The organism is Acidovorax sp. sif1233 (assembly GCF_019218755.1).
Taxonomy (GTDB): Bacteria; Pseudomonadota; Gammaproteobacteria; order Burkholderiales; family Burkholderiaceae_C; genus Acidovorax.
Window position 1 is genome coordinate 461,587 of record NZ_JAHUWZ010000003.1, and the last position, 22,310, is coordinate 483,896.

At 63.6% G+C, this 22,310-nt stretch carries 18 protein-coding genes, 1 tRNA gene and 1 pseudogene; 8 read left to right on the forward strand and 12 right to left on the reverse strand.

The window, feature by feature from the left end; all coding sequences use genetic code 11:
* Positions 1-43: 43 nt before the first annotated feature.
* A complete protein-coding gene (locus KW843_RS13780; protein WP_218295692.1) occupies positions 44-403 on the reverse strand; it encodes a hypothetical protein in 360 nt (119 codons plus the stop codon).
* 376 nt (positions 404-779) lie between these two features.
* Between KW843_RS13780 and KW843_RS13785 the strand changes: the two genes are divergently transcribed.
* Positions 780-1,373, forward strand: a complete 594-nt coding sequence (locus KW843_RS13785; RefSeq protein WP_255594735.1) for a hypothetical protein — start codon at positions 780-782, stop codon at positions 1,371-1,373.
* On the opposite strand, the gene KW843_RS13790 is transcribed toward KW843_RS13785, so the two are convergent.
* Positions 1,370-1,915, reverse strand: a complete 546-nt coding sequence (locus KW843_RS13790; RefSeq protein WP_218295693.1) for an AAA family ATPase — start codon at positions 1,913-1,915, stop codon at positions 1,370-1,372. The genes KW843_RS13785 and KW843_RS13790 overlap by 4 nt on opposite strands.
* Positions 1,916-4,366 carry a UvrD-helicase domain-containing protein gene (locus tag KW843_RS13795; RefSeq protein WP_218295694.1) on the reverse strand — a complete coding sequence of 817 codons (2,451 nt, stop codon included), beginning with the start codon at positions 4,364-4,366 and terminating at the stop codon, positions 1,916-1,918.
* A 42-nt stretch (positions 4,367-4,408) separates the two neighbouring features.
* On the opposite strand from KW843_RS13795, the gene KW843_RS13800 reads away from it, so the two are divergent.
* Entirely contained in the window at positions 4,409-5,125 is a 717-nt protein-coding gene (locus KW843_RS13800; RefSeq protein WP_218295695.1) for a hypothetical protein, read from the forward strand.
* Positions 5,126-5,338: 213 nt separating this feature from the next.
* On the forward strand, positions 5,339-6,316 hold the full coding sequence (locus KW843_RS13805; protein ID WP_218295696.1) for a GMP reductase: 978 nt from the start codon (positions 5,339-5,341) through the stop codon (positions 6,314-6,316).
* Positions 6,317-6,459: 143 nt separating this feature from the next.
* On the opposite strand, the gene KW843_RS13810 is transcribed toward KW843_RS13805, so the two are convergent.
* Complete coding sequence (locus KW843_RS13810) at positions 6,460-7,341, reverse strand: alpha/beta hydrolase (protein ID WP_218295697.1); 882 nt, start codon at positions 7,339-7,341, stop codon at positions 6,460-6,462.
* Between the two features lie 129 nt (positions 7,342-7,470).
* On the opposite strand from KW843_RS13810, the gene KW843_RS13815 reads away from it, so the two are divergent.
* Positions 7,471-8,355 carry an NAD(P)-dependent oxidoreductase gene (locus KW843_RS13815; RefSeq protein ID WP_218295698.1) on the forward strand — a complete coding sequence of 295 codons (885 nt, stop codon included), beginning with the start codon at positions 7,471-7,473 and terminating at the stop codon, positions 8,353-8,355.
* 81 nt (positions 8,356-8,436) lie between these two features.
* A tRNA-Lys gene (locus KW843_RS13820) sits at positions 8,437-8,512 on the forward strand.
* Between the two features lie 127 nt (positions 8,513-8,639).
* Here KW843_RS13820 and KW843_RS13825 read toward each other — a convergent pair.
* The 6 genes and pseudogenes from KW843_RS13825 to KW843_RS13850 form a co-directional block, all read right to left on the reverse strand.
* A pseudogene (locus KW843_RS13825) lies at positions 8,640-9,191 on the reverse strand (DDE-type integrase/transposase/recombinase); the annotation flags it as partial.
* A gap of 303 nt (positions 9,192-9,494) precedes the next feature.
* Positions 9,495-10,187, reverse strand: a complete 693-nt coding sequence (locus KW843_RS13830) for an SGNH/GDSL hydrolase family protein (RefSeq protein WP_218295699.1) — start codon at positions 10,185-10,187, stop codon at positions 9,495-9,497.
* Positions 10,188-10,660: 473 nt separating this feature from the next.
* Positions 10,661-11,200, reverse strand: coding sequence for a hypothetical protein (locus tag KW843_RS13835; protein ID WP_218295700.1), 540 nt, complete (start codon positions 11,198-11,200; stop codon positions 10,661-10,663).
* 994 nt (positions 11,201-12,194) lie between these two features.
* Positions 12,195-13,055 carry a glycosyltransferase family 2 protein gene (locus KW843_RS13840; RefSeq protein WP_218295701.1) on the reverse strand — a complete coding sequence of 287 codons (861 nt, stop codon included), beginning with the start codon at positions 13,053-13,055 and terminating at the stop codon, positions 12,195-12,197.
* Entirely contained in the window at positions 13,052-13,942 is an 891-nt protein-coding gene (locus tag KW843_RS13845) for a Gfo/Idh/MocA family protein (protein ID WP_218295702.1), read from the reverse strand. Before KW843_RS13845 ends, KW843_RS13840 begins: the two co-directional genes overlap by 4 nt.
* Before the next feature lie 35 nt (positions 13,943-13,977).
* A complete protein-coding gene (locus tag KW843_RS13850; protein WP_218295703.1) occupies positions 13,978-14,535 on the reverse strand; it encodes a dTDP-4-dehydrorhamnose 3,5-epimerase family protein in 558 nt (185 codons plus the stop codon).
* A gap of 308 nt (positions 14,536-14,843) precedes the next feature.
* On the opposite strand from KW843_RS13850, the gene bcsZ reads away from it, so the two are divergent.
* The 3 genes from bcsZ to KW843_RS13865 all read left to right on the forward strand — a co-directional run bounded on the left by bcsZ (position 14,844) and on the right by KW843_RS13865 (position 18,560).
* Positions 14,844-16,013, forward strand: coding sequence for a cellulose synthase complex periplasmic endoglucanase BcsZ (gene bcsZ, locus KW843_RS13855; protein WP_218295704.1), 1,170 nt, complete (start codon positions 14,844-14,846; stop codon positions 16,011-16,013).
* A gap of 69 nt (positions 16,014-16,082) precedes the next feature.
* Positions 16,083-17,315 (forward strand): multidrug effflux MFS transporter, encoded by a 1,233-nt coding sequence (locus KW843_RS13860; protein WP_218295705.1) that lies wholly within the window; start codon positions 16,083-16,085, stop codon positions 17,313-17,315.
* Between the two features lie 114 nt (positions 17,316-17,429).
* Positions 17,430-18,560, forward strand: a complete 1,131-nt coding sequence (locus KW843_RS13865; RefSeq protein WP_218295706.1) for an HD-GYP domain-containing protein — start codon at positions 17,430-17,432, stop codon at positions 18,558-18,560.
* A 33-nt stretch (positions 18,561-18,593) separates the two neighbouring features.
* Here the strand turns inward: KW843_RS13865 and KW843_RS13870 are convergent, their stop codons facing one another.
* Positions 18,594-20,021, reverse strand: a complete 1,428-nt coding sequence (locus KW843_RS13870; protein ID WP_218295833.1) for a diguanylate cyclase domain-containing protein — start codon at positions 20,019-20,021, stop codon at positions 18,594-18,596.
* Positions 20,022-20,198: 177 nt separating this feature from the next.
* Positions 20,199-22,064: a DEAD/DEAH box helicase gene (locus KW843_RS13875; RefSeq protein ID WP_218295707.1), complete on the reverse strand. Its 1,866-nt coding sequence runs from the start codon at positions 22,062-22,064 to the stop codon at positions 20,199-20,201.
* Between the last annotated feature and the right edge of the window lie 246 nt (positions 22,065-22,310).

The following is a 22,310-nucleotide window of genomic DNA, read 5'->3' on the forward strand; positions in this document are numbered from 1 at the left end:
GCGGTCCGGCCGGCGGCTGCCGGACGGACCCGCGGCACGCCGGTCAGTTGATGTTGACGCTGTTCACGTTGGCCGTGCCGCCGATGGCCTTGATGTCGGTGGCTTCGTTGCCACTCACGGTGATGTCCGAGTTGCGGATCTTGGAGCCGGTGATGTTGACGCTGTTGACGTTGGCCACGCCTTCCATCGAGATCTCGGCCACCTTGATGCCGGCCTTGCCGCCGCCAGCGATGACGTTGGTGGCCTTGTTGTTGGTGACGGTGATGCGGCTGTTGGTCACTTCGGAGCCGGCGGAGCCCTTGCCCGAGATCAGGCCGGGAATCGCGACGTTGCCGCTCTGGGCGAAAGCTGCGCTGCAGGTAAATGCGAGTGCTGCGACGGTGGTAATGGCAAGTTTGCGCATATCAATAATCCTTCGAAGGGTTGAAATTAATTGACGAAGCAGCCGCTTGCGGCCTGCGAACGAATTCTTGAGGCGCGCACCCGTCCACACCGTAAAGAAATGTAGGCCCGGCCCGGGCTGGCATTTTCCGAGTTATCCACAGGTCGTACCTCCCAGGATCCACGCTCTGAGCCGCACGGGGTTTTGGTATGTAGGACAAGCACTTACTCCGCCAGCGGGTGCATTCCCACATTTGAACGATGCCGCCGCACTTCCATAATCCACCGTAAAAACAAACAAGTCTTTACACTTCAAATCATCATGAAACCCGCAATAACATTCAGAAATCCATACTTTCAAGAAAATGAATGGAATCTCCTGTTTTATTGTCACAAATATGAAATCAATTATCTTTCGTGGCTTTTTGTATATGGGGGCCGTGGGCGCCCTGGCGGCCTGCTCGCCTGCGGCCATCACCTATCCCAGCGATGCGCAGATTTCGGCGGCCCTGGAGACGCAGTTCGCCAGCGACCGCCACAGCGCCGCTGCGCGCGACCTGATCCGCACGCTCGGGGGCGAGAAGGGCAAGCTGCGCTATCAGATCCACCAGGTGATCTACCGCCAGGGCTCGTATGAGGCCCGCTACGACGCGGTGCTGGTGATGGGGCAGCCGGGGACCCAAAGCCTCCTGGGGCTGTACGGCAGCATGATCCCCGAGGCCGAGCGCGCCAAGCTGCCGCAGGCCAGCCTGGAGGCCTATGAAGGCTGGCTCAGGCAGCAGGCCGAAACCCTCCGGAAAACCTCGGCACAGCAGGCGGGTGCGCTGGAGGCGACACTGGAACTGCTGGGCAAGTGCTACCGGGACCAGCAGGCCGGGGCCGAGGTCACGGTGATGCAGGGCCTGGGGGCGCTGATCTCGCCCGAGCGCAGCGGGCTATACGCTGAAAAGCTGGCGCTGCCGGACACCACGGCGCGCTGCCTCCCCGCCTAGCCGGCCGTGCGTTCGCGCAGCGCGGCCAGGATGTGCCTGGCCGCTTCGCCCGGGCTGCGGTACGCGGTGTCTACCACCAGCTGGTTGTTGTCCGCCGCCCAGGGCGCGTAGTCGTGCCGGCACACGGCATCCCAGAGGGGCGGCACGAGACCGGGTACGTCGCTCACCCGCTGCTCGACCCGCCGGCGGTGCTCGGCGGGATCGCCGCAGACCACCTCCACGGCCAGCATCGGCGCCTGCGCGTCCAGGGCCACGCGGTGCCAGGACGCGCGCGTCTCGGCCCAGGGGTTCACGCAGTCCGCCAGAACGGACAGTCCTTGCGAAAGATGGGTGCGCGCCAGGGCATACGCCACCACATAGCCCGCGGCCCCCACGCCACTGCCTCCCAGCGCGCCGCAATCCCGCAGCGCCTGCTCGATGGTGTCGATGCGCAGGTACACCGCCGGCCACTGCCCCAGCAGCGCGCGGGCGATCGTGCTCTTGCCCACGCCCGGCAGCCCGCCGAGCACCACCAGCGCCGGAGCGGCGGGCGATGATTTCAATCAGTCCACCACCGTGAGCTTGGCCACCGACAGCGCCAGCCACTTGGTGCCATGGCGCGGAAAATTGACCTGCGCGCGCGCGTCGTCGCCCGTGCCTTCGATGGCCAGCACCTTGCCTTCGCCGAACTTGGTGTGGAACACCGCGATGCCCACCCGCAAGCCGTGGGCGGGCGCGGTCTTCTGCACGGGCACCGGCGGGCTGGCGAAGGTCTCGGACTTGAAGCCAAATGAGCCTCTAGCGCTTGACCCATAAGCGCCAGAAGCTCCTGAATTAGGAGCAAAGGAGCCAAACCCCTGCTGCTTGGGCGTGATCCACTTGAGCGCGCCCTCGGGCAGTTCGTCAAAAAAGCGGCTCTTGATGTTGTAGCGCGTCTGGCCGTGCAGCATGCGCGTCTGCGAATGGCTCAGGTACAGGCGCTTCCTCGCGCGGGTGATGGCCACGTACATCAGGCGGCGCTCTTCCTCCAGTCCGTCGCGCTCGCTGGCGGAGTTTTCGTGCGGGAACAGGCCCTCTTCCATGCCGCCGATGAACACGCCATCGAACTCCAGGCCCTTGCTGGCGTGCACGGTCATCAGCTGTACCGCGTCCTGCCCGGCCTGGGCCTGGTTGTCGCCCGCTTCCAGCGCGGCGTGCGTGAGGAAGGCGGCCAGGGGCGAGAGGGTTTCGCCCGTGTCCGCGTCCACGATGCCCGGCACGGGCTGGAGCGGTTCGTCGACGACCGGGGCATCGGGATCCAGCCCCTGGCTGACCGCGCTCTGCGTGAGCGGCGTGCCATGCTCGTCCAGCGGCAGGGCCACGGCATCGCGGCCAAACCCCTCCTGCGTGACGAAGCTCTCGGCCGCGTTGACCAGTTCTTCCAGGTTCTCGATGCGGTCGGCGCCTTCCTTCTCGGTGCGGTAGTGCTCCACCAGCCCCGAGGATTCGAGCACCTGCTCGATGATGCCGCGCAGGTTCAGGCCCTGCGTCTGCTCGCGCAGCACGTCCACCATGGCGACGAAGGCGCCGAGGTTGGCGCCCGCCTTGCCGGGCACGGCGCTCACGCCGTCGTGCAGCGAGCAGCCGGCGGCGCGCGCCGCGTCCTGCAGCACCTCGATGCTGCGCGCCCCGATGCCGCGCGGCGGAAAGTTGACCACGCGCAGGAAGCTCGTGTCGTCGTGCGGGTTCTCCAAGAGGCGCAGGTAGGCCAGCGCGTGCTTGATTTCGGCGCGCTCGAAGAAGCGCAGGCCGCCGTACACGCGGTAGGGCACGCTGGCGTTGAACAGCGCCGATTCGATCACCCGGCTTTGCGCATTGCTGCGGTAGAGCACGGCGATCTCCTTGCGCTCGAAGCCGTCGCTGCGCACCAGCTGCTTGATCTCGTCGACCATCCACTGCGCCTCGGCCAGGTCGGTGCTGGCCTCGTACACGCGCACGGGCTCGCCGGGCCCCTGCGTGGTGCGCAGGTTCTTGCCCAGGCGCCGGCTGTTGTGGCTGATGAGCGTATTGGCCGAGTCGAGGATGTTGCTGTAGCTGCGGTAGTTCTGTTCGAGCTTGATCTGCTGCTGGACATCGAACTCGCGCACGAAGTCGGCCATGTTGCCCACCCGCGCCCCGCGAAAGGCGTAGATGCTCTGGTCGTCGTCGCCCACGGCGATCACGCTGCCGCGCGCCTCGAAGCGCCCGCCAGTGTCGTTGCCCGCCAGCTGCTTGAGCCAGGCGTACTGCAGCTTGTTGGTGTCCTGGAATTCGTCCACCAGGATGTGCGCGAAGCGGCGCTGGTAGTGCTCGCGGATCGGGTCGTTGTCGCGCAGCAGCTCGTAGCTGCGCAGCATCAGCTCGCCAAAGTCCACCACGCCTTCGCGCTGGCATTGTTCTTCGTACAGTTGGTAGATCTCGACCTTCTTGCGGGCATCGCTGTCGTGCGTGGGCACGTCGCCGGGGCGCATGCCCTCTTCCTTGCAGCCGGCGATGAAGTACGACAGCTGCTTGGGCGGAAAGCGCTCGTCGTCCACGTTGTGCTGCTTGCACAGGCGCTTGATGGCCGAAAGCTGGTCCTGCGTGTCCAGGATCTGGAACGACTGCGGCAGGCCGGCCGCCTTGTGGTGCGCCCGCAGCAGCCGGTTGCACAGGCCGTGGAAGGTGCCGATCCACATGCCGCGCACGTTCACCGGCAGCATGGCCGACAGGCGCGCCACCATTTCCTTGGCGGCCTTGTTGGTGAAGGTGACGGCCAGGATGCCGCCGGGCGTGGCGTAGCCGTTTTGCAGCAGCCAGGCGATGCGCGTGGTGAGCACCCGCGTCTTGCCCGAGCCAGCGCCCGCCAGGATGAGCGCATGCCCCGCCGGCAGGGTGACGGCGGCGAGCTGCTCGGGGTTCAGATGGGCCAGGAGGGGCGACGCAGCCGAGGGCGCATCAAGGGAGGTGGGCGCCAGCACATCTGGCCCCCCCGGGAACGGGTCTTGTGGGAACATCCAGCCATTGTAGAAAGCGCCCCGCCGCCCTCCCATTCTTTTATGAAAAACACTGCCCGCACCCTGGCCAGCCTCGTGGCCCTTGTACTCGCCCATGCACCCGCGGCCACCTGGGCCCAGGCCAGCTGCAGCAGCGACGGCACCCCACGGCCCACCGCCCTCTTCGAGCGCTTCCTCAGCGCGGACTGCGAGGCCTGCTGGACGGACCGCGCGCCCCCCGCGCCGACCGCCGGCGCCGGCACGGCGGTGCTGGACTGGATCGTGCCCGGCGCGGCGGGCGAGGATGCACCGCTGGCCGCCGCTGCCGCCCGCGACGCCCTGGTCCGGCTGGAGGCGCTGGGCCGCAAGTCGCCCCGGGCCACCGACGTGCACACCGCTGCGGTACAGGCAGCCCGGCCTGCCGGACTGCGGGTAGCCCACGGCATGCCGTTCAACGACTACCTGGGCACGGCGATCGCGTTCACCCCGGGCCGGACCGCCGCGCCTGGCCCCCTGGAGTTCTACCTGCTGCTCGTGGAGGCCGTGCCAGCGGGAACCGATGGCACGGCCGTGCCCCGGAATATCGTCAGGAACATGCTCCACGGCGCATGGGGCAAGCCCGGCCAGCGGCCGGTGTCGGGATTGGGGCCATCGAAATGGATGGAAACACGGTCCATGCGCATCCCCGAAGGGGCGCAGGCCGAGCGGCTGCGCATGGTGGGCTGGGTGCAGGATGCCCGGGGGACGGTCATCGCCGCGGCGCAATCCACCTGCCGGTGATACCGGTAATACCACCATCGTTATAGGGTGGAACGGACAGGCGGGTAGAATCAATCACCGGGCCCAAGTTTCTTGGCGTCCGGTTTTTTTGTGCCCGCGCACCGCGGGGTTCGGAGCGGCCTGAACGGCCCCGCCCACAAAGCCGGTCCCAAGCCAAGCGCCCACCGCCGCTGAAATTGTTTGGCTGCGTCCCTTTATGGAGCTTGGAATCTCATGGAAATCTTCGACTACGACAACGTTCTCTTGCTGCCGCGCAAGTGCCGGGTGGACAGCCGCTCGGAATGCGACGCCAGCGTGGAACTGGGCGGACGCTCGTTCCGGCTGCCCGTGGTGCCCTCCAACATGAAGACGGTGGTGGATGAAAAGATCTGCACCTGGATGGCACAGAACGGCTACTTCTATGTCATGCACCGCTTCGATCTGGACAATGTCCAGTTCGTCAAGGACATGCACGCCCAGGGCTGCTACGCCTCGATCTCGCTGGGCGTGAAGCAGCCCGACTACGACACCGTGGACCAGCTGGTGGCACTGGGGCTCACCCCCGAATACATCACCATCGACATCGCGCACGGCCATGCCGACAGCGTGCGGAACATGATCGGCTACCTCAAGCAGCACCTGCCCAAGGCCTTCGTGATCGCCGGCAACGTGGCCACGCCCGAAGCGGTGATCGACCTGGAAAACTGGGGGGCCGATGCCACCAAGGTCGGCGTGGGCCCGGGCAAGGTGTGCATCACCAAGCTCAAGACGGGTTTTGGCACGGGCGGCTGGCAGCTCTCGGCGCTCAAGTGGTGCGCGCGCGTGGCCACCAAGCCCATCATCGCCGACGGGGGCATCCGCAGCCACGGAGACATCGCCAAGAGCATCCGCTTTGGCGCCAGCATGGTGATGATCGGCTCGCTGTTTGCGGGGCATGAGGAATCGCCGGGCCAGACCGTCGAGGTGGACGGCGCGCTGTACAAGGAATACTACGGTTCCGCGAGCGACTTCAACAAGGGCGAGTACAAGCACGTCGAAGGCAAGCGCATCCTGGAGCCCGTCAAGGGAAAGCTGGCCGGCACCCTGATCGAAATGGAGCAGGACGTGCAAAGCTCCATCAGCTACGCGGGCGGCAAGAAGCTGATGGACATCCGCAAGGTGAACTACGTGATCCTGGGCGGCGACAACGCAGGCGAGCACCTGCTGATGTAGCACGGGCGGCCGGCACGGCAGCGCCGGCCCCTTGCGCCGCCACGGCACATGCGGATGGCGCAGCCCAGGCCAGCGGGCGCCACCCCAGCGCGAAGCCCGAGGGGCGGGAAACACGGGCAGCGCCGCAGGGGATTGCCCCCACTTCAGGCGCGCAGCAGGTTTTGCGCCATGTGGTGCAGGTCATGCCCCGGCCTGGCCAGGCAATCCACGATGCTGAAATGGTGCAGGCCCGGCAGTGCCTGGCTGCGGGGGACGAAATGGCTGCCCCAGGCGTCCTGCATGAGCTGGTTCTGCCGCAGGAACTCCGTACTTTCATCGGCCCCCACCACGCAGTAGAGCGTGCCCGCCGGCGGCTCCAGGAGCCGCGCGGGGCTGCACTGAAGGACCTGCTGCTCCGTCAGGTTCAGCACCGACTGGTACATGGGGGTGTGCATGATGGGCTCCAGATCGTGGATCCCGGAAATCGACAGCGCATTGCGCACCAGCCCATCGGGCAGCCCCTGGCCGACCAGGGGCCACACGCCGGTAAGCAGCATGGCGGCCAGCTGCCCTCCCGCCGAGTGCCCGGCCACCGTGATGCGCCGGGGGTCCCCGCCGTGGCTGGCGATGTGGCGCCACACCCATTCCAGTGCCTTCTCCATCTGCCGCACGATATGGGGAATGGTGACCGGCGCCTCCGGCGTGCCGGGGCACAGCGCGTAGTTCACCACCACCACACAGAAACCGGCCTGCGTGAAGGACGGGGCAATGAACGAATGATCGGACTTGTCCAGCGAGCGCCAGTACCCGCCGTGCACGAACACCAGCACGGGAACACCGTCATCCGAGGCACGTGCGGACGGGAAAATATCCAGCGCCTCTCCCGTCCCGGTACCGTACGCCACGTCCAGCACGCACGGGTGGCTCGTCCGCACCCGGGCGGAATCGTCGGCCCAGCGCTGCAGATAGGCCATGTGGTCGGGCACCAGCGCGCGGTTGTTGTACATGCGCTCGAGCCAGGCGGGGTCGTGCAGGGGCAGGCTCATGGATGAAGTCTCCTGTGGCGGTGCGGCATCATCATTCCAATCCGACCATGCTGCAAGCTCCGTGACAGGGTGACGCACCAAAAAGGCACATGATGCACAGAGAGACAACCTTCCTGGGTGAATGACGCCATGACCACCACACCGCTTCGCATTGCAGTCCTCGGCATCGGAATGATGGGCCTGCCCATCGCGCGGCGCCTGAAGGACGCTGGACATCAGGTGCACGCATGGAACCGCACCCGCGCCAAGGCGGAGCCCCTGGCTGCATCCGGCATCACCGTGCATTCCCTGGCCGCCGATGCCGTCCAGAACGCCGACGTGGTGGTCAGCCTGCTTGAAAACGGCCCCGTGGTCGGCCAGGTGCTGTTCGAGGCCGGCGCGGCCAAGGGCATGCGCAAGGGCGCGCTGTTCATCGACATGGCCTCCATCCAGCCCCGCGAGGCCCGGGACCATGCCGCTCGCCTGGGCGAAATGGGGCTGTCCCACCTGGATGCGCCGGTGTCCGGCGGAACCGTGGGTGCGGAAAACGGCACGCTCGCCATCCTGGTCGGCGGTCGCCCCGAGGATTTTGCGCGGGCCCAGCCTCTCTTCGCCGCCTGCGGCCGCGCCACCCACGTCGGACCGCATGGCGCTGGCCAGCTCACCAAGCTGGCCAACCAGATGATCGTGGGCATCACCATTGGCGCGGTGGCGGAGGCTCTGCTGTTCGCCGCCAAGGGCGGGGCCGACATGGCCAAGGTGCGCGAGGCCATCCAGGGAGGCTTCGCCGACAGCCGCATCCTGCAACTGCACGGCCAGCGCATGGTGGAGCGCGACTTTGCCCCGCGCGGCCGCATGGCGGTGCAGCTCAAGGACATGCGCAACGCCCTGGCCACCGCCGGCGAGATCGGCTTCGATGCCCCCATCACGGCCCTCTTCGAGACCCTCTATGCCGAAGGCGTCGAGCATGGCCTGGGTGAACTGGACCACAGCGGCCTTTTTGTGGAACTCGCAAGCCGCAATGCGATGCAATAATTTTTTGCGGCGCTTGCTAACTCGCAGAAAATTGGTGCATAATTCGAGGCTCTGCAGCAATGCAGACAGATTAACAAGTTTGGGTTCTTAGCTCAGTTGGTAGAGCAGCGGACTCTTAATCCGTAGGTCGAGTGTTCGAGTCACTCAGGACCCACCAAACTAAAAAAGCCGCTACAGCTATCAAGTTGTAGCGGCTTTTTTCATTCATTCCCAACACGGGAGCCGGGTAGATCAACGGATTCCATCATCCACTTTGTGGCTTGAGGCGGTCGACCCGGATCCATGGCTTTGCCATTGGTCTGCGGCCGGCAGGGCCGCGTGAAGCCGTGCTTGATACCCAGGTCGACGCATGCCGCTCGGAAGTCACGCGAGCAGAACGCCAACCCTCTGTCCGTCAGCAGGCGCTTCACGGTGATGCCCAATCGGACGTAGCAGGTCACCGCATTGCGCAGAAACGGTACCGCATGTACCTGCTTTTCGTGCGGGTGAATGGCGGTGAACACCAGCTTCGCGTGACCATCGATGGCCACGAACAGCGCCTCTCAGCCTGCACCGTCAATAGCGTCTTTTCGATTGCCGGTGACGCGGTGGCTGGGCCGCACCATGCACCCGAGCTCCTTGGTGTCGAAATGCAGCAAGTCACCAGGAGCTTTGCGCCCATCGGCCAAGGCGACTTCGCCACCGGCCCGGTAGTGACCGAGCCACTTCCTGGCTGTTGGTGCAGTCAGGCCATACATGGTGGCCGCTCACACGGCACCCCAGCCTCCCTGCGCCATCTGCTTGAGCATCTCGATTCGGCGGGCAAAGGTAAGTCGGGCGTGCCTATGGAGGTTCATCCGGTTGGACATCCTGAGTCGATTGGGTATTTGGGGACCTCCCAATACAAGGCCAACTCGAGCCCACCCCAGCCATCGCGGCTCCGCGCACTGTACTTCAAGGATGCAGCGCCGCTGTGGCAGCGAGTACGACAACAGGCCCCACCGCGTTAAATCCAACCTCCAATTCTCCCAACGAGATAAGCCCACCCCCCCCCCCGATGTCATCGTGCCGCGAGTACCGTTTTAGCCAAACGCACTGGCCAGAGTGCTATCGCACTCCGTGCTCGGCCCCCTTCGCCGTCCGCACTATGTACGGCATTCTTAGTAAGGCAACATGCAAATATAGGCCGCCACATACCGAAGATTTTCAGCAATGCCATTACTACTTGCCTGATCAAGGTGAACTGTGTCTGTCCACCCAAGAGGATTCGTGTCAAAGCTTGCATAGTGAACATTCTTTTCAACAGCAACCTCACGAACCGCCTGCTGAATCGCCACTACCGTGTCATATTGACTTTGAGTGAAATACTGAAGAACTTGCGGATATTGCAAGTCAGTAATTCCAGAAATGACCGGAATTCTATTGATCGACCTGACATAGTCAACCATTTGACGATAATCCTGTTTCACCCCTTGCACCGTAGGCGTACCAAAAGGGCCAGCCTCATACTCTTTTCTGAGATCATTTATGCCCGTTTGAATTACAACGATTAAGCTATGCGGGACACCATAAAATCCGCCGTTTCGAGCCAACTGAAATGTACTCTGCCCATTTATAGCATTATTTGGATTCACCGTATAACCATAATTTCTAAGCCAGGTCGCAGGAGTTGTATATAGAGTCCCTCCAGAATCATACCCAAATCCATGCAAGATGCTATCCCCGTTGAACTCAATAGAGCACTGAGCAGGACTGCCAACTTGTTGGCGTTCATAAGAAAAAGCACTACCTGAGCTCAAAAGTGCAGCAATAGCAAAGTTAACCGCAAAAAATGCACCAGACATTCTCTTCATATTCAATCCTCTCGACAATCAAATAGCAATCCCTACAGACCGAGTGTGATCGTAGTGAAAAAAATGCACTATCCTGGATTTTTTACAATCTCTTTCTTTTTACCTTCAATAGCACTCCATCTACGATGAGCGCCAAGGCGTTTTTCTAACCACCCCATCCATCCACAACGACCAGGTCAATCTCACCGTCGCAATTCAACTGACGCAACATGTCCTGACCCGCAACAGCGCCCCCTCTCGCCTCCCTGCATGGCGCGATTGAGCACATTACCCAGGATGCAGCATTCGATGTTGACGCCTGTTGCAAAACTCTGGTCGCTCATACGTCTCGCATGGACCGCCGCAACACGCCATCCACTAACAGAAGACGACCAGCTGCACCAACAACCTGAACAAAGAGGCCCGAGCAGTGCGAGCCTTTCCAAGGATTTCAGGAGCGAATAGGATCAGATAGCCGTACGAATAAAGGCCACCTAGAAATAGTCATAACCAAACCATGTGATGTTGGCGCCTGATCCGGGCGCCCGCGCAAAAGTCCCGGAGGCGGAAGAGCTCAAAGGCAGGAAAGCGGATTTTTGAAGCCCAATTTGGGCTCGCTGCACGACCTTAACCGAGGTTGAACTTTCGTGGATCAACTCCGCATAAAGGTTCAACCAGTCTCCGGTGGTTGGCGCAAGAGATATTTTCACCCAATAATGATCACCAGGCACGAAACTCCAATCAGCAGGGAGTGGCTCAACATACGCACCGCCAGCCGAATAAGTACTTCCAACACATACACTTATTGGCGCCGTATTCACCGCCTGCCCACACAAATTAGCAGCATTCCACACATACGCGCTGCCGTTCGTGGCAGTCGTTGGATTAAACCACAACTCCAGATTAAGTCCGTTCGCGGCGACAAATGCTCCTGCTCCATAGGTCCATAAGGGGCTCTTAAAACCGATAGGTGCAGAGTTCATATACGCGGGATTCGCGCCTTGCACATAAGCCACAATTGCATGATCGCTCATTGGGCTAGTGGGCGATCCCCATGTGAAGCGACTTTGAAGTTTTATAGGTGCCGCTCCAGGAGTTGGAATTGGCTTTGTGAATCCACTTGGATAGAAAAAATCGAACCCCGCTGTCCCCCCGGTTGCGGAAAGGATCCCGTTGTCAGAAGCAGCGGATGCTCCCACAACAGCCCCGGACAGAGCAAATGCCGTGACCAATGCTTTCTTAGACCACATTGAAAACTCCTATATTGAAAAAGAATATCGATACACTCAACTGTCGGCCAATCCCAGACCTGTTTGCATACATGTCCGGGGCGCCCAGCATATATCAATCAAAACCCTGATGCCTATCAACGGTTTAAAAGGCTGAGTGCAGTCCATCGGCTACGCGCGGCTTGCTCTTGGCTGAGATGGCTCTGGCGAACGGAACGGAACCGTGGCGCCCAACGAAGAGCCATCCGTGGATGGGTTTCTCGCATCTCCACGGGCTCGCCAAGATTTGCGCGCGCAAATAATGGCCTTTGCGGCTCGACTTCGGGCACCGGGGAACGATAGTCCGGCACATGCAGCGCCCCTCTTGAATTCGAGTGCGCCGGGGTCGTACTTTGGATGGGGGCGAGGGCCCGCCATGGGCTACTGACCTCTCACCGGAGATCGAGGCTTGCCTCAAGAAGCCGTCATTGTCACGCTCGAATCACCGGACCATCTCGAACAGCACCGCTCTAGCGCTCATCTCAGATTGGGACTTGGGCTGCAATCCGACACCGTGCAAGGCATTGATACGAAGCCCCTTGAAGTTCCACAGATTCCATGAGCACGGCGACCGAGGCTTGCAGTAGCCTATCCACCATCGCATTTATTACCCGGCAGTGCTGCAAGCTCTTTGTCGATTGACCGGAAACGGCATCCAGTCGAGCCGGCGCGTGGGGCGAGAGATACGGTGGAATGTCGAATTTAAATAGCTTCCTGGCTGGCCATGCCATGTTAGAAAACCAACAACTTTCCGTCGGTACTACTTCATTCGCCGCGCAAGCGCGCGCAAAGGTGCCGTGATCCGCCAGGACAGGCTGGCCCTGAGTGATTCGATTTCTGCTCGTAGCTTGGGTTGTGCGTAGCAATAGAAATTTACCGGAAACAACACCTTTTTCAGCAACATCAACCGTTGCTCGGCAGTTTGCATGCGTTTCCACCATTCTTCCAATTCGGCCACTCTTTCAGCATTGGACAGCGTTTTGCGCGTGACAGATGAGAAATGAAGGACGGTCGGCCACTTCACCGACGAGTATCGCCCCCCCACTTGTTCAAGCACCTGCAACCAAAAGTGAATATCTGTGTGGATGCCAAGGGGTGCCGGGCTCCACCCCAACGGCAGAGCGCGGTAGGCCCGAAGCGTGTGCGCGCCCGACGCCAAGCCAAAGCCACCAGCCGATTTCCGCATGCGGTCGATTTGGAGATCATCCTCGAAAGCATCAAAAGGCCATGTCGCGGTCTCGCCTGCCGGCGATACGTCGATCTGCATGGTGTGGACCAGGTCATGGTCTTCAAGTGCCGCCGCCAGGATGTCAAGATGGTCTGGAAGCCACAGGTCGTCATCGGATTGGTAGGCGACAAAACGGCCTCGCGCCTCCTGCAAGGCCCGGTGCCTGTGCGCTTCGCCGTGCCGCGCCCCCTTGGGGTTGTCAAAGTAGCGAATCCGGGGATCGCGCTCCGCCAAGGACTGGGCAATCGAGCGGGTGCGCTCAGGCGCACCGTCGCCCACAATGAACACTTCAAAGCTCTGGCAGGTCTGCCACTGCACACTGGCAACCGAATGCCACAGCGTGTCCGCGTGGTCGTGGGTTGGAATCACGACCGTGAAAAGCGGATCGCTCATTCGGGCAGTCCTGCCAGCGCCCGCAGCGACGCGATGCGCTCCACCACCATCAAGCCCTCCGCCGCGCTGCTCTTGGGGGGTGGACCACGATGGCAAAGATAGTCCAGGAACGCCGTCAGTTCCCGCAAAAGGGGCATGGCGGTGTCCACGGAACGCAGCTCGGTGCCGGGCACGGGTCCGTCGGAGAGGCAACTCGAAGTGCGCTGCACGGCGACATGGGCGTCGTAGGCGTCGCTGAGCGATGCAATGCCGTCACGACAGCGCAGTTCGATGGTCCGCCGGTGGGAAGGAGAGCGCACGCCGATTTCAAACTGCATCCACGGTTGACTGCGATCCTTCAGACCCAGCACGCCCGAGAGCGCGACCAGGCCCTCTGCGCTGGTTTCCGCCCAGGCCGCGGCGGGCTCGGGCAAGTCGCCCAGGATTTCGATGGCGATACTGAGATCATGTGGAAGCAGAATCCAGTCCGCGCTCACATCTGCATGGGGATTGCCCCATCCGAGGCGGGTGGTCTTCAGTCCCAGCACCGGGCCCAGTTCTCCGGACCGCGCCAGCGCGGCCAGTGCGAGCACGCCCCCGTGATAGCGCCACTTGTCCATGATGAAGATCCGGTCACCCGCCAGCTGGGCGATGGCCTTTGCCTCCGCAGCGCTGGACGTGAACGGTTTTTCGCAGAACACCGGCTTGCCGGAGGGCACCAGTTGGCGAAGGAAGGCGGCGTGCTGGGCGGTGGGCACGGCCACCACATACCCGTCGACCTCAGGGAGATCTTCCAGGGAGGATGCCACCACGTCGGCATTGCCTTCGCATGCACGGGCCCGGCTGGCCTCTCCCACCGCCAGCACCGCCACGTAGGCCCCCAGTTGCTTGAGATCACGCAGAATCAATCGCCCCCAGCGGCCACACCCCAGAAGTCCTATCCTCACCATGATTTGTCCTTGCTGCCGCGCAACTCCTCCAGCAATCCGTCGAGGGACGTTGCGGCCTGATCCCTTGGGGACAGTACCGGGGCACTGACCGGCCAGTCCAGCCCCAGGCCAGGGTCATCCCAGCGGCAGCCAAGCTCATCCGTCACGGGATCCCAGTAGTGGGTGACGCTGTACAGCATGTCCGCAGCTTCCGGAAAGTAAAAGCCGTGCGCGACCCCCGTAGGAATGCTGACCATGGTGGGCTCGGCACCGGTCAGCTCGATCACCGTGCTCTGCCGGAAATGGTCGGTGCCCTCGCGCAGGTCGATCAGGCCCAGCAGCATGGTGCCCGTCAGCACCAGCAAATGGTCGGTGTGCCGCACGTGCACATGAACCCCTCGCAAGACGTTGGGCCGGGATTTGACATGGTTCCATTGCAACGGCAGGCTGCCCGGGTGCCACTCGTTGCGGAAGACTTCCGTCAGCGTTCCGCGCTCGTCTTTTCTGGGATGCAGTCGCCTGACCTGGACTCCCGGGATGTCTTCAACCCGGCCCAATAGATGTTGTTCCATTTTGATCCACGACTTTGAGCGAATTGGCCACGAAAAGGCCTTGTGGCTATATTTCTGGGGTCAGGGCACTCTGCATTTTGTAGCACTTCAGGCCTTGCACCCAAAGGGCACGGCACCTGCATGCAAACAATGCCGCCAGAACCCGCCCGGGATTTCCTTGGCTAGTATAGGCAACCCTTGCGCCCGCCACGCTGTCCAGGCCCGTGGCAACCCGTGCTTCCCCGGGTGCCTCCAATGCGCTGCATTGACAGGACGGCGGAAAGAAGAAGGCGCTCCACCACAGTATGCGAAACGAAAACTCTCCCGACATGACTGCTGCATTGCTCTTACGGCGGACGGCCCTGCTCACGGGGCTGGGTTTCCTCGCACCCACGGCGTTCCGGGGCGCCAACGGACAGGCACGTCCCTCCGCGGGCCTGGCCAGCGGCGGCCAGTGGCCCGCATGGGACCGCTTCAAGGGGCAATTCGTCAGCGACGAAGGCCGTGTGATCTCCGACGATGGCGAAGGCGGGCGTACCTACTCCGAAGGCCAGGCATACGGGATTTTCTTTGCCCTGGTGGCCAATGACCGCAAGGGGTTCGATGTCCTCCTGCGCTGGACTGAAAACAACCTGAGCGGCGGCGACCTCGGCGCCCGCTTGCCCGCGTGGCTATGGGGCCGCCGGCCTGACGGTACCTGGGGCATCCTCGACAGCAACGCCGCATCGGACGCGGACCTCTGGATTGCCTATGCCTTGGGTGAGGCGGCCCGCTTGTGGCAAGTGCCGCGCTACCACGCACTGGGAGCCCGGCTGGCCGCACGCATCATTGCCGAAGAAACAGCCGACCTGCCAGGCCTGGGCCTGTGCCTGCTGCCCGCGCCACGCGGCTTTGTGGAAGCCGGCGACCGATGGAAGCTCAACCCCAGCTACCTGCCTTTGCAGGCAATGCAACGGCTCGGCGCGCTGTACCCGCAGACCGCCTGGAAGCAGCTGGTACAAAGCTCCGAGAAGGTCATCGTGGGCGCATCCCCCCAAGGCTATGCCCCGGACTGGGCCATCTACGACGCGCGGCAGGGCTTTCTCATCGACGAAAAGGGCAAGGAAAAAGGCCAGGGCACCTACAACGCGATCCGCGTCTACCTGTGGGCCGGCATGCTGCACCCGGCCGCCAGCGGCCGCAAGGCGCTGCTGTCGGCACTGGCCCCCATGGCCCGCTACGTGCGGGAACAGGGGCACCCCCCCGAATCCATCGATGTACGGAGTGGACAAGCATCCGGGGCAGGCCCGTCGGGCTTCTCTGCCGCGATGCTGCCCTTCCTGCAGGCGCAAGGAGACAGCGCCGCGCTGCAAGCGCAACGCAACCGCCTGGCAGCAAGCCCCGTGCGCACCACGGCCTACTATGAACAGACCCTCTCACTCTTCGGGCTGGGGTGGATGGAGGGCTGGTACCGGTTTTCGCCCGGGGGCCAGCTCCTGCCCAGGCGGCCCAGGCCCTGACGATCCCGCGGCAGCCCCACCGCCCTCCATCCCACGACGCCCCCTTCCACCGCCCTTCGAAATTCATCCATGAACCCTAACGCCCACACGCTCTGGCGCGCTCCCCAATGGGCCCTGGCCGTCCTCCTCGCCGTGCTGGGCATGCTGGGGCCTTTCTCCATCGACACCTACATCCCCGCGTTCACCGGCATTGCGCAGGCACTGGGCGCCACCCCCGTGGAGATGCAGCAGACCCTGTCGGCCTATCTCTTCGGTTTTGCGTTCATGAACCTCTTCCATGGCGCACTGGCGGACAGCTTTGGCCGGCGCCCCGTGGTGCTGTGCGGCATCGCGATGTTCACGCTGGCCTCCGCGGGCTGCGCGCTGTCGCAAAGCATCGGCCAGCTCATTGCATTCAGGGCGCTGCAAGGGCTATCGACGGGCGCCGGCATCGTGGTGTCGCGCGCGGTCATCCGCGACATGTTCCCCCCGGCACGCGCGCAGCAGGTGATGAGCCAGGTGACGATCTACTTTGGCGTGGCCCCGGCCATCGCCCCCATCGTGGGCGGCTGGCTGTTCGTGCACACGGGCTGGCACAGCATCTTCTGGTTCCTGACGCTGGTCGGCGTGGTCCTGTGGATCGCCAACTTCCGCCTGCTGCCCGAAACCCTGCAGCCCGAGCTGCGCCAGCCCTTCAACGTGCCCCACCTGATGCGCGGCTACTGGCAGCTGGGGTCCAGCCCACGCTTCGTGCTGCTGGCGCTGGCCAGCGGCGTGCCCTTCAACGGCATGTTCCTGTATGTGCTGGCGGCGCCGGCCTTCCTGGGCGAGCACCTGGCGCTGGCGCCCACGCAGTTCTTCTGGTTCTTCGTCCTCACCATCTCCGGCATCATGGGCGGCGCCTGGCTCAGCGGCCGCCTGGCCGGCAAGATCGCGCCGAAGCGGCAGATACGCCATGGCTTCGTGATCATGTTCACCGTGGCCATCCTCAACCTGGGGGCCAATCTGCTGTTCCCGGTGCATGCGGCGTGGGCACTCGCGCCGATCGCGGTCTTCGCGTTTGGCTGGGCCCTGATGGTGCCCGTGGTCACCTTGCTGGTGCTGGACCTTCACCCCGAGCGCCGCGGCATGGCCTCGTCCATGCAGGCGTTTGTAGGCTCCACCGCCAATGGCCTGGTGGCAGGGGTCGTGGTGCCGCTGGTGATGCATTCCACCGTCTTGCTGGCACTGGCCTCGCTGTTGATGATGTGCGTGGGCATGGCCGCATGGATCTACCTGCACCATCGCTGGCCCGATATTGGACGGACCGCCACGCCAGGCTGACCCGCCTGTTTGTGGAACCCCACGCATGCTGCAACAATGGGGCGAAATTTCATTCTCGACAGAACCCGTGTGCTCGCGCAGCGGACGAGGAGGCTCAGGCACTGGAGGACGACCATGCAGCTGCTGAAACTGGTTGAATCCAAGGTACGGGTGGGCGTGCCGCTGCCTTGGAATGTGCGCAACCAGGACTGCACCCTGCTGCTCGCCCGTGGGCACGTGATCCGCAACGACAGCCAGCTGGAAGCGCTGCTCGAGCGCGGCATGTTTGTCGATATCGAAGAATTCAAGGCGGTGCAGGCGCTGGCGGCCCCTGCGGCAAAACCACCGGAAAGCATTTATACCCGCTGGGCGCTGGCCATTGACGCACTGGAATCGGCGCTGCCGCACCTGGGTGAAACCTCCGACAGCCTGGATGCGATCCAAGCGCTGGCGGACGAGATACTGGAGCTTGCCGACGCGGACCCCGACATCGGCCTGTTCATGGCCGTGCGGCAGGACCATGCAAAGCATCTGCGCTACGGATACAGCCATGCGGTCTACACAGCGCTGCTGGGCATATTGATGGCGCGGCAGCTCGGCTGGGCCGCCGTGCGCATCCGGCAGATCGCACTGGCGGCGCTGACGATGAACGCCAGCATCGCCGAGCTGCAGGGCCAGATGGCCGCGCAGGACTATCCGGCCCTGGACCGGCAACGCACCCAGATCCGCGCACACCCTGCCCTGAGTGCCGCGCTGCTGGAGAAAGCCGGCGTTACCGACGCCGAATGGATCGCCGCGGTGATGCAACACCACGAGCAGCCGGATGGCAGCGGCTATCCACACGGCATCTCATCGGTGAGCGACACTGCGCAGGTATTGCGCATGGCGGACCTGTTCATGGCACGCATCAGCCCCCGGCAGCTGCGCCAGCCGCTCTCCATCCAGGACGCCGCCCGGCTGATGTTCAGGGATGACAAGGGGGGCCCCTTCTCCACGGCGACCATCAAGGTGCTGGGCATCTATCCACCTGGCGACTTCGTGAAACTCGCGTCCGGAGAAATGGGGGTCGTGATGCGGCGGGGGGCCGAAGCACGCACCCCGCTTGTGGCCGCCGTGACGGACTCCCAAGGCAAGAGCGTGACCAGCACCCTGCAGCGCGACACGTCACAGGCCGCCTACGCCATCACGGGCCCGGCCACGGATCGCAGCCTGCTGGCCAGAGTGCCTCCCGAGCGGCTGTACGGCTACGCGGTGCACACGGGCTGAATCCAGCCAGGGGCGGGCGTTTGCGCGGTGCGGCTAGCTGGCGTGCCGCCTGTCCAGGCCATTGTCCTGGTAGTAGCGGTTCTTTTCGGCATACATGGCCTGGTCGGCGCGGTTGATCGTCGCCTCCACCTGATCGCCGGATCGACACGACGCGACCCCCATGGCCAGGCTGATCGGCTGCCCCGGATAGAACTGGTTGTTCAGGTCCAGCATCGAGAGGATGCGGTCCTGCAACGCAAAGGCACTGCGCTCATCCATGCCCGGCAGCAACACGGTGAACTCGTCGCCGCCAATGCGCGCGGCGCATGCCGGCGGATCCACCGCCTTGGCCAGCACTTCACCCACCCTTCGCAGCATCGAATCGCCCGCGGCATGGCCTTGCTCATCGTTCACGGCCTTGAGCCCGTTCAGATCGATCGCAATGATGGACAAGGGCCAGGGCCCCTTGCGCGTGACCCGGTTGAGCTCCTCGGCATAGAAGGCCCGGTTGCGAAGCTGGGTCAGCACGTCATGTTTGCCCAGGTACTCCAGGTAAGCCTCGGCCTTCTTGCGCGCGGTGATGTCCACCAGCGAGAGCAGCACCAGCCCCCAGTCCGCCAAATGGTCCGCCAGCACCGAGAACTGCATGTGGATGTGCACCGCGTCGCCCGACAGGGCGTAGTTGACGACTTCGCGCTGCTGAAAGGTCTTGCCCTCCCACAGATCCAGCAACTGGTCGGCGAAAGACTCGTGCATTTCCCCCCGGAACACCCGGCCGATGTTGTTGAGCAGCATCTCCTTGCTGGATGCTCCGAACATGCGCAAGGTCTGCTGGTTGACATCCACCACCCGGATCTCCTGCATGCAGCGCGTGACGAACTCGGGATGCACCGTGATGAAGGTCTTGAAGTCGTCGATGCCTTGCGCGCGCACGCCATCGAGCAGGTTCTTCACGGCGCTGAAATCCTCCACCCACAGGGAGACGGGCGAATGCTCGAACAGATCCCGGGCATATTGTTCGCTGCGCCGCAGCTGGCGCGCGCCCCGCATCTGGGCCGTGATGTCTTCCAGCGAGAGCAGGACGCGGCTCCAGTCGTCCTCATACCCTGGCAGGATGCGCGCGCGGATCTGCACATCGAGCCGCCGGCCGTCGAGCGCGTAGTTCACGGTCTGGTTCGAAAACTCCAGCTGCCCCGACCAAAGCGCCGCCAGCTCATGGGAGACCGCATCGTGCATGTCATCCCTGAAGACCTTGTCCAGATTCGCCTCGAGCACCTGCTGGCTCGGGGCAGCGAACAGCTCCAGCGTGCGGCGGTTCACCTTCAGAACCTGGAGCGCGGCACTGCATTGCCGCACCCGTGCCGGGTCTTGCGCGAGGTGGGCACGGATATCCGTGACTCCGGTGGCGCGCCAGCCGTCCAGAATCTGCTTGAGTGCGCTGTAGTCCTCCAGCCAGAGGGACACAGGGGCCAGCTCGAACATGTGCTCAAAGTCCGCACCCGACGATAACGAAGACGACACTGCAGATTCCTCCCGGAGGGATTATTGTCGAGCCGCTCTCGATATTCTCGCGCCCGGCAGGTGGCGGCAACAAAAAAAGGCTGGCACCTTGCGGTGCCAGCCTTTCAGGGCTCGCGTCGAAACGACGGGGCGGCCGAATCAGCGCGCGGGGCGCGCAGGGCGCTTGCGCGCATCATGGGCCACGAAGGGCTTGCCGCCGCCACCGCCTGCGGGCTTGGCGAAGCCGGGCTTGCGGGGTGCGAAGTCGCCACGGGGCGCGCCAGCGTCGCCCCGGGGGGCAAAACCACCCCGGCCTGCATCACCGAAACCGGGCTTGCGGCCATAGCCGTCACCGTCACGGCGGGGAGCGAAGCCCCGGTCATCACGGGCACCAAAACCACCACCCTCGCCGCCACGGGCAGGGGCTGCACGCTGGCTGTCGCGGCCGGCGAATCCGCCGCCAAAGCCACCACCAAATCCGCCGCGGTCGTTGTTGCCGCGTGCGGGGCCCCCGAACTTGCGGTCACGGCTGTCGCGGTCGTAACCGCCACCGGGGCGGCCACGGCCACCAAAGTCACCACCGCGCGGTGCCTGGGGAGCACGTTGCGAAGGCTCCATGCCGGGAATCACATCGGCCTTGAACTGCTGGCGGCTGTACGACTCAATGTCGTAGATCTTGCGGCGGTCGCGGAACTCGGCAAACGTGATGGCCAGGCCATCGCGGCCCGCACGGCCGGTGCGGCCGATGCGGTGGGTGTAGTCCTCGGCCTTCATGGGCAGGCCGAAGTTGAACACGTGGGTGATCGTGGGCACGTCGATGCCGCGCGCAGCCACATCGGTGGCCACCAGGATCTGCACCTGGCCGGCACGCAACGCCATCAAGCGGCGGTTGCGCAGGCCCTGGCTCAGCGCGCCGTGCAGCGCCACGGCCGAGAAGCCTTCCTGCTGCAGGTCGTTGGCCAAACCATCGCACTCCACCTGGGTGCTGGCGAAAACGATGGCCTGATTGATCGTGGTGTCGCGCAGCCAGTGGTCCAGCAGCTTGCGCTTGTGCTGGGCGTTGTCGGCCCAGTACAGCATCTGCTTGATGTTGGCGTGCTTCTCTTGCGGAGAATCGATGGTCACCTTCTGCACCGACGAACCGCCGTCGTGCATCACGCGCATCGCCAGTTGCTGGATGCGCGGCGCGAACGTGGCGCTGAACATCATGGTCTGCTTGCGCTGGGCGGTCAGCTGGTTCAGTTCGGCCAGGTCGTCCGAGAAGCCCAGGTCCAGCATGCGGTCGGCTTCGTCGACGACCAGGAACTGCACCTTGTCGAGCTTGATCTGCATCGAGCGCTGCAGGTCCAGCAGGCGGCCGGGGGTGGCGACCACGAGGTCGGCGTTCTGCAGCTTGGCGATCTGCAACTGGTAGGGCATGCCGCCCACCACGTTGGCCACGCGCAGGCCACGGCAGTGCTTGACCAGGTCGATGGCGTCGTGCGCCACCTGCTGGGCCAGTTCACGCGTGGGGCACAGGATCAGGGCGCCCGGGGTGGCGGCCTTGAAGTTGCGCGAGCTGGTGGGGTCCTTGCGCTTGGCACGCTTGGGAGCGGGTTCGCCACGCGCAGCGGCTTCGGCCACGGCGCGCTCGAAAGCGGCGCGTTCCTCGGCTTCGGCGGCGGCTTGCTGGTTGATCAGCGTGTGCAGCACGGGCAGCAGGAAGGCGGCGGTCTTGCCGGAGCCGGTCTGGCTCGAGACCATCAGGTCGATGAACTTGGTGGAGTCGTTGCCACCGCCCATGGCCAGGGGAATGGCCTTGAGCTGCACGCTGGTGGGCTGGGTGTAGCCTAGGTCAGCCACGGCTTGCACCAGTTCGGGCGCCAGGCCCAGTTCGACGAAGCCATTGGGTTCGGCGGTGACGGCGGCATCGCCTTCAGCGGCGGCCACCACGGCGTCCAGGGGGGAAGGCTGCACGGAAAGGTCGGCAGCAAAGGAAGTTTCTGCAGGCGCGAATTCGCCCTGCACCAAGGAGGTGTCGGTCATGATTTTTCTCTCACGAAGACGATCGCAGGCGCAGCCTGCGAGTGGCTTCGTCAATGGTTAAAAAACATCAACCATCAAACGAAACCTGCATTGCTCTGGGCGGATGCTGGTGGGCGTTGTTCGCTAGTCCTGCACTGCACGAAGCAGTCGGCTGGCAAGCCCGGTGTGTGAGGGGAGATGCACAATCTGCGAGAAACTGTTTCCTGCGCAGCCGCTGATTATGGCATGAATAGGGGTTTCCCCGCA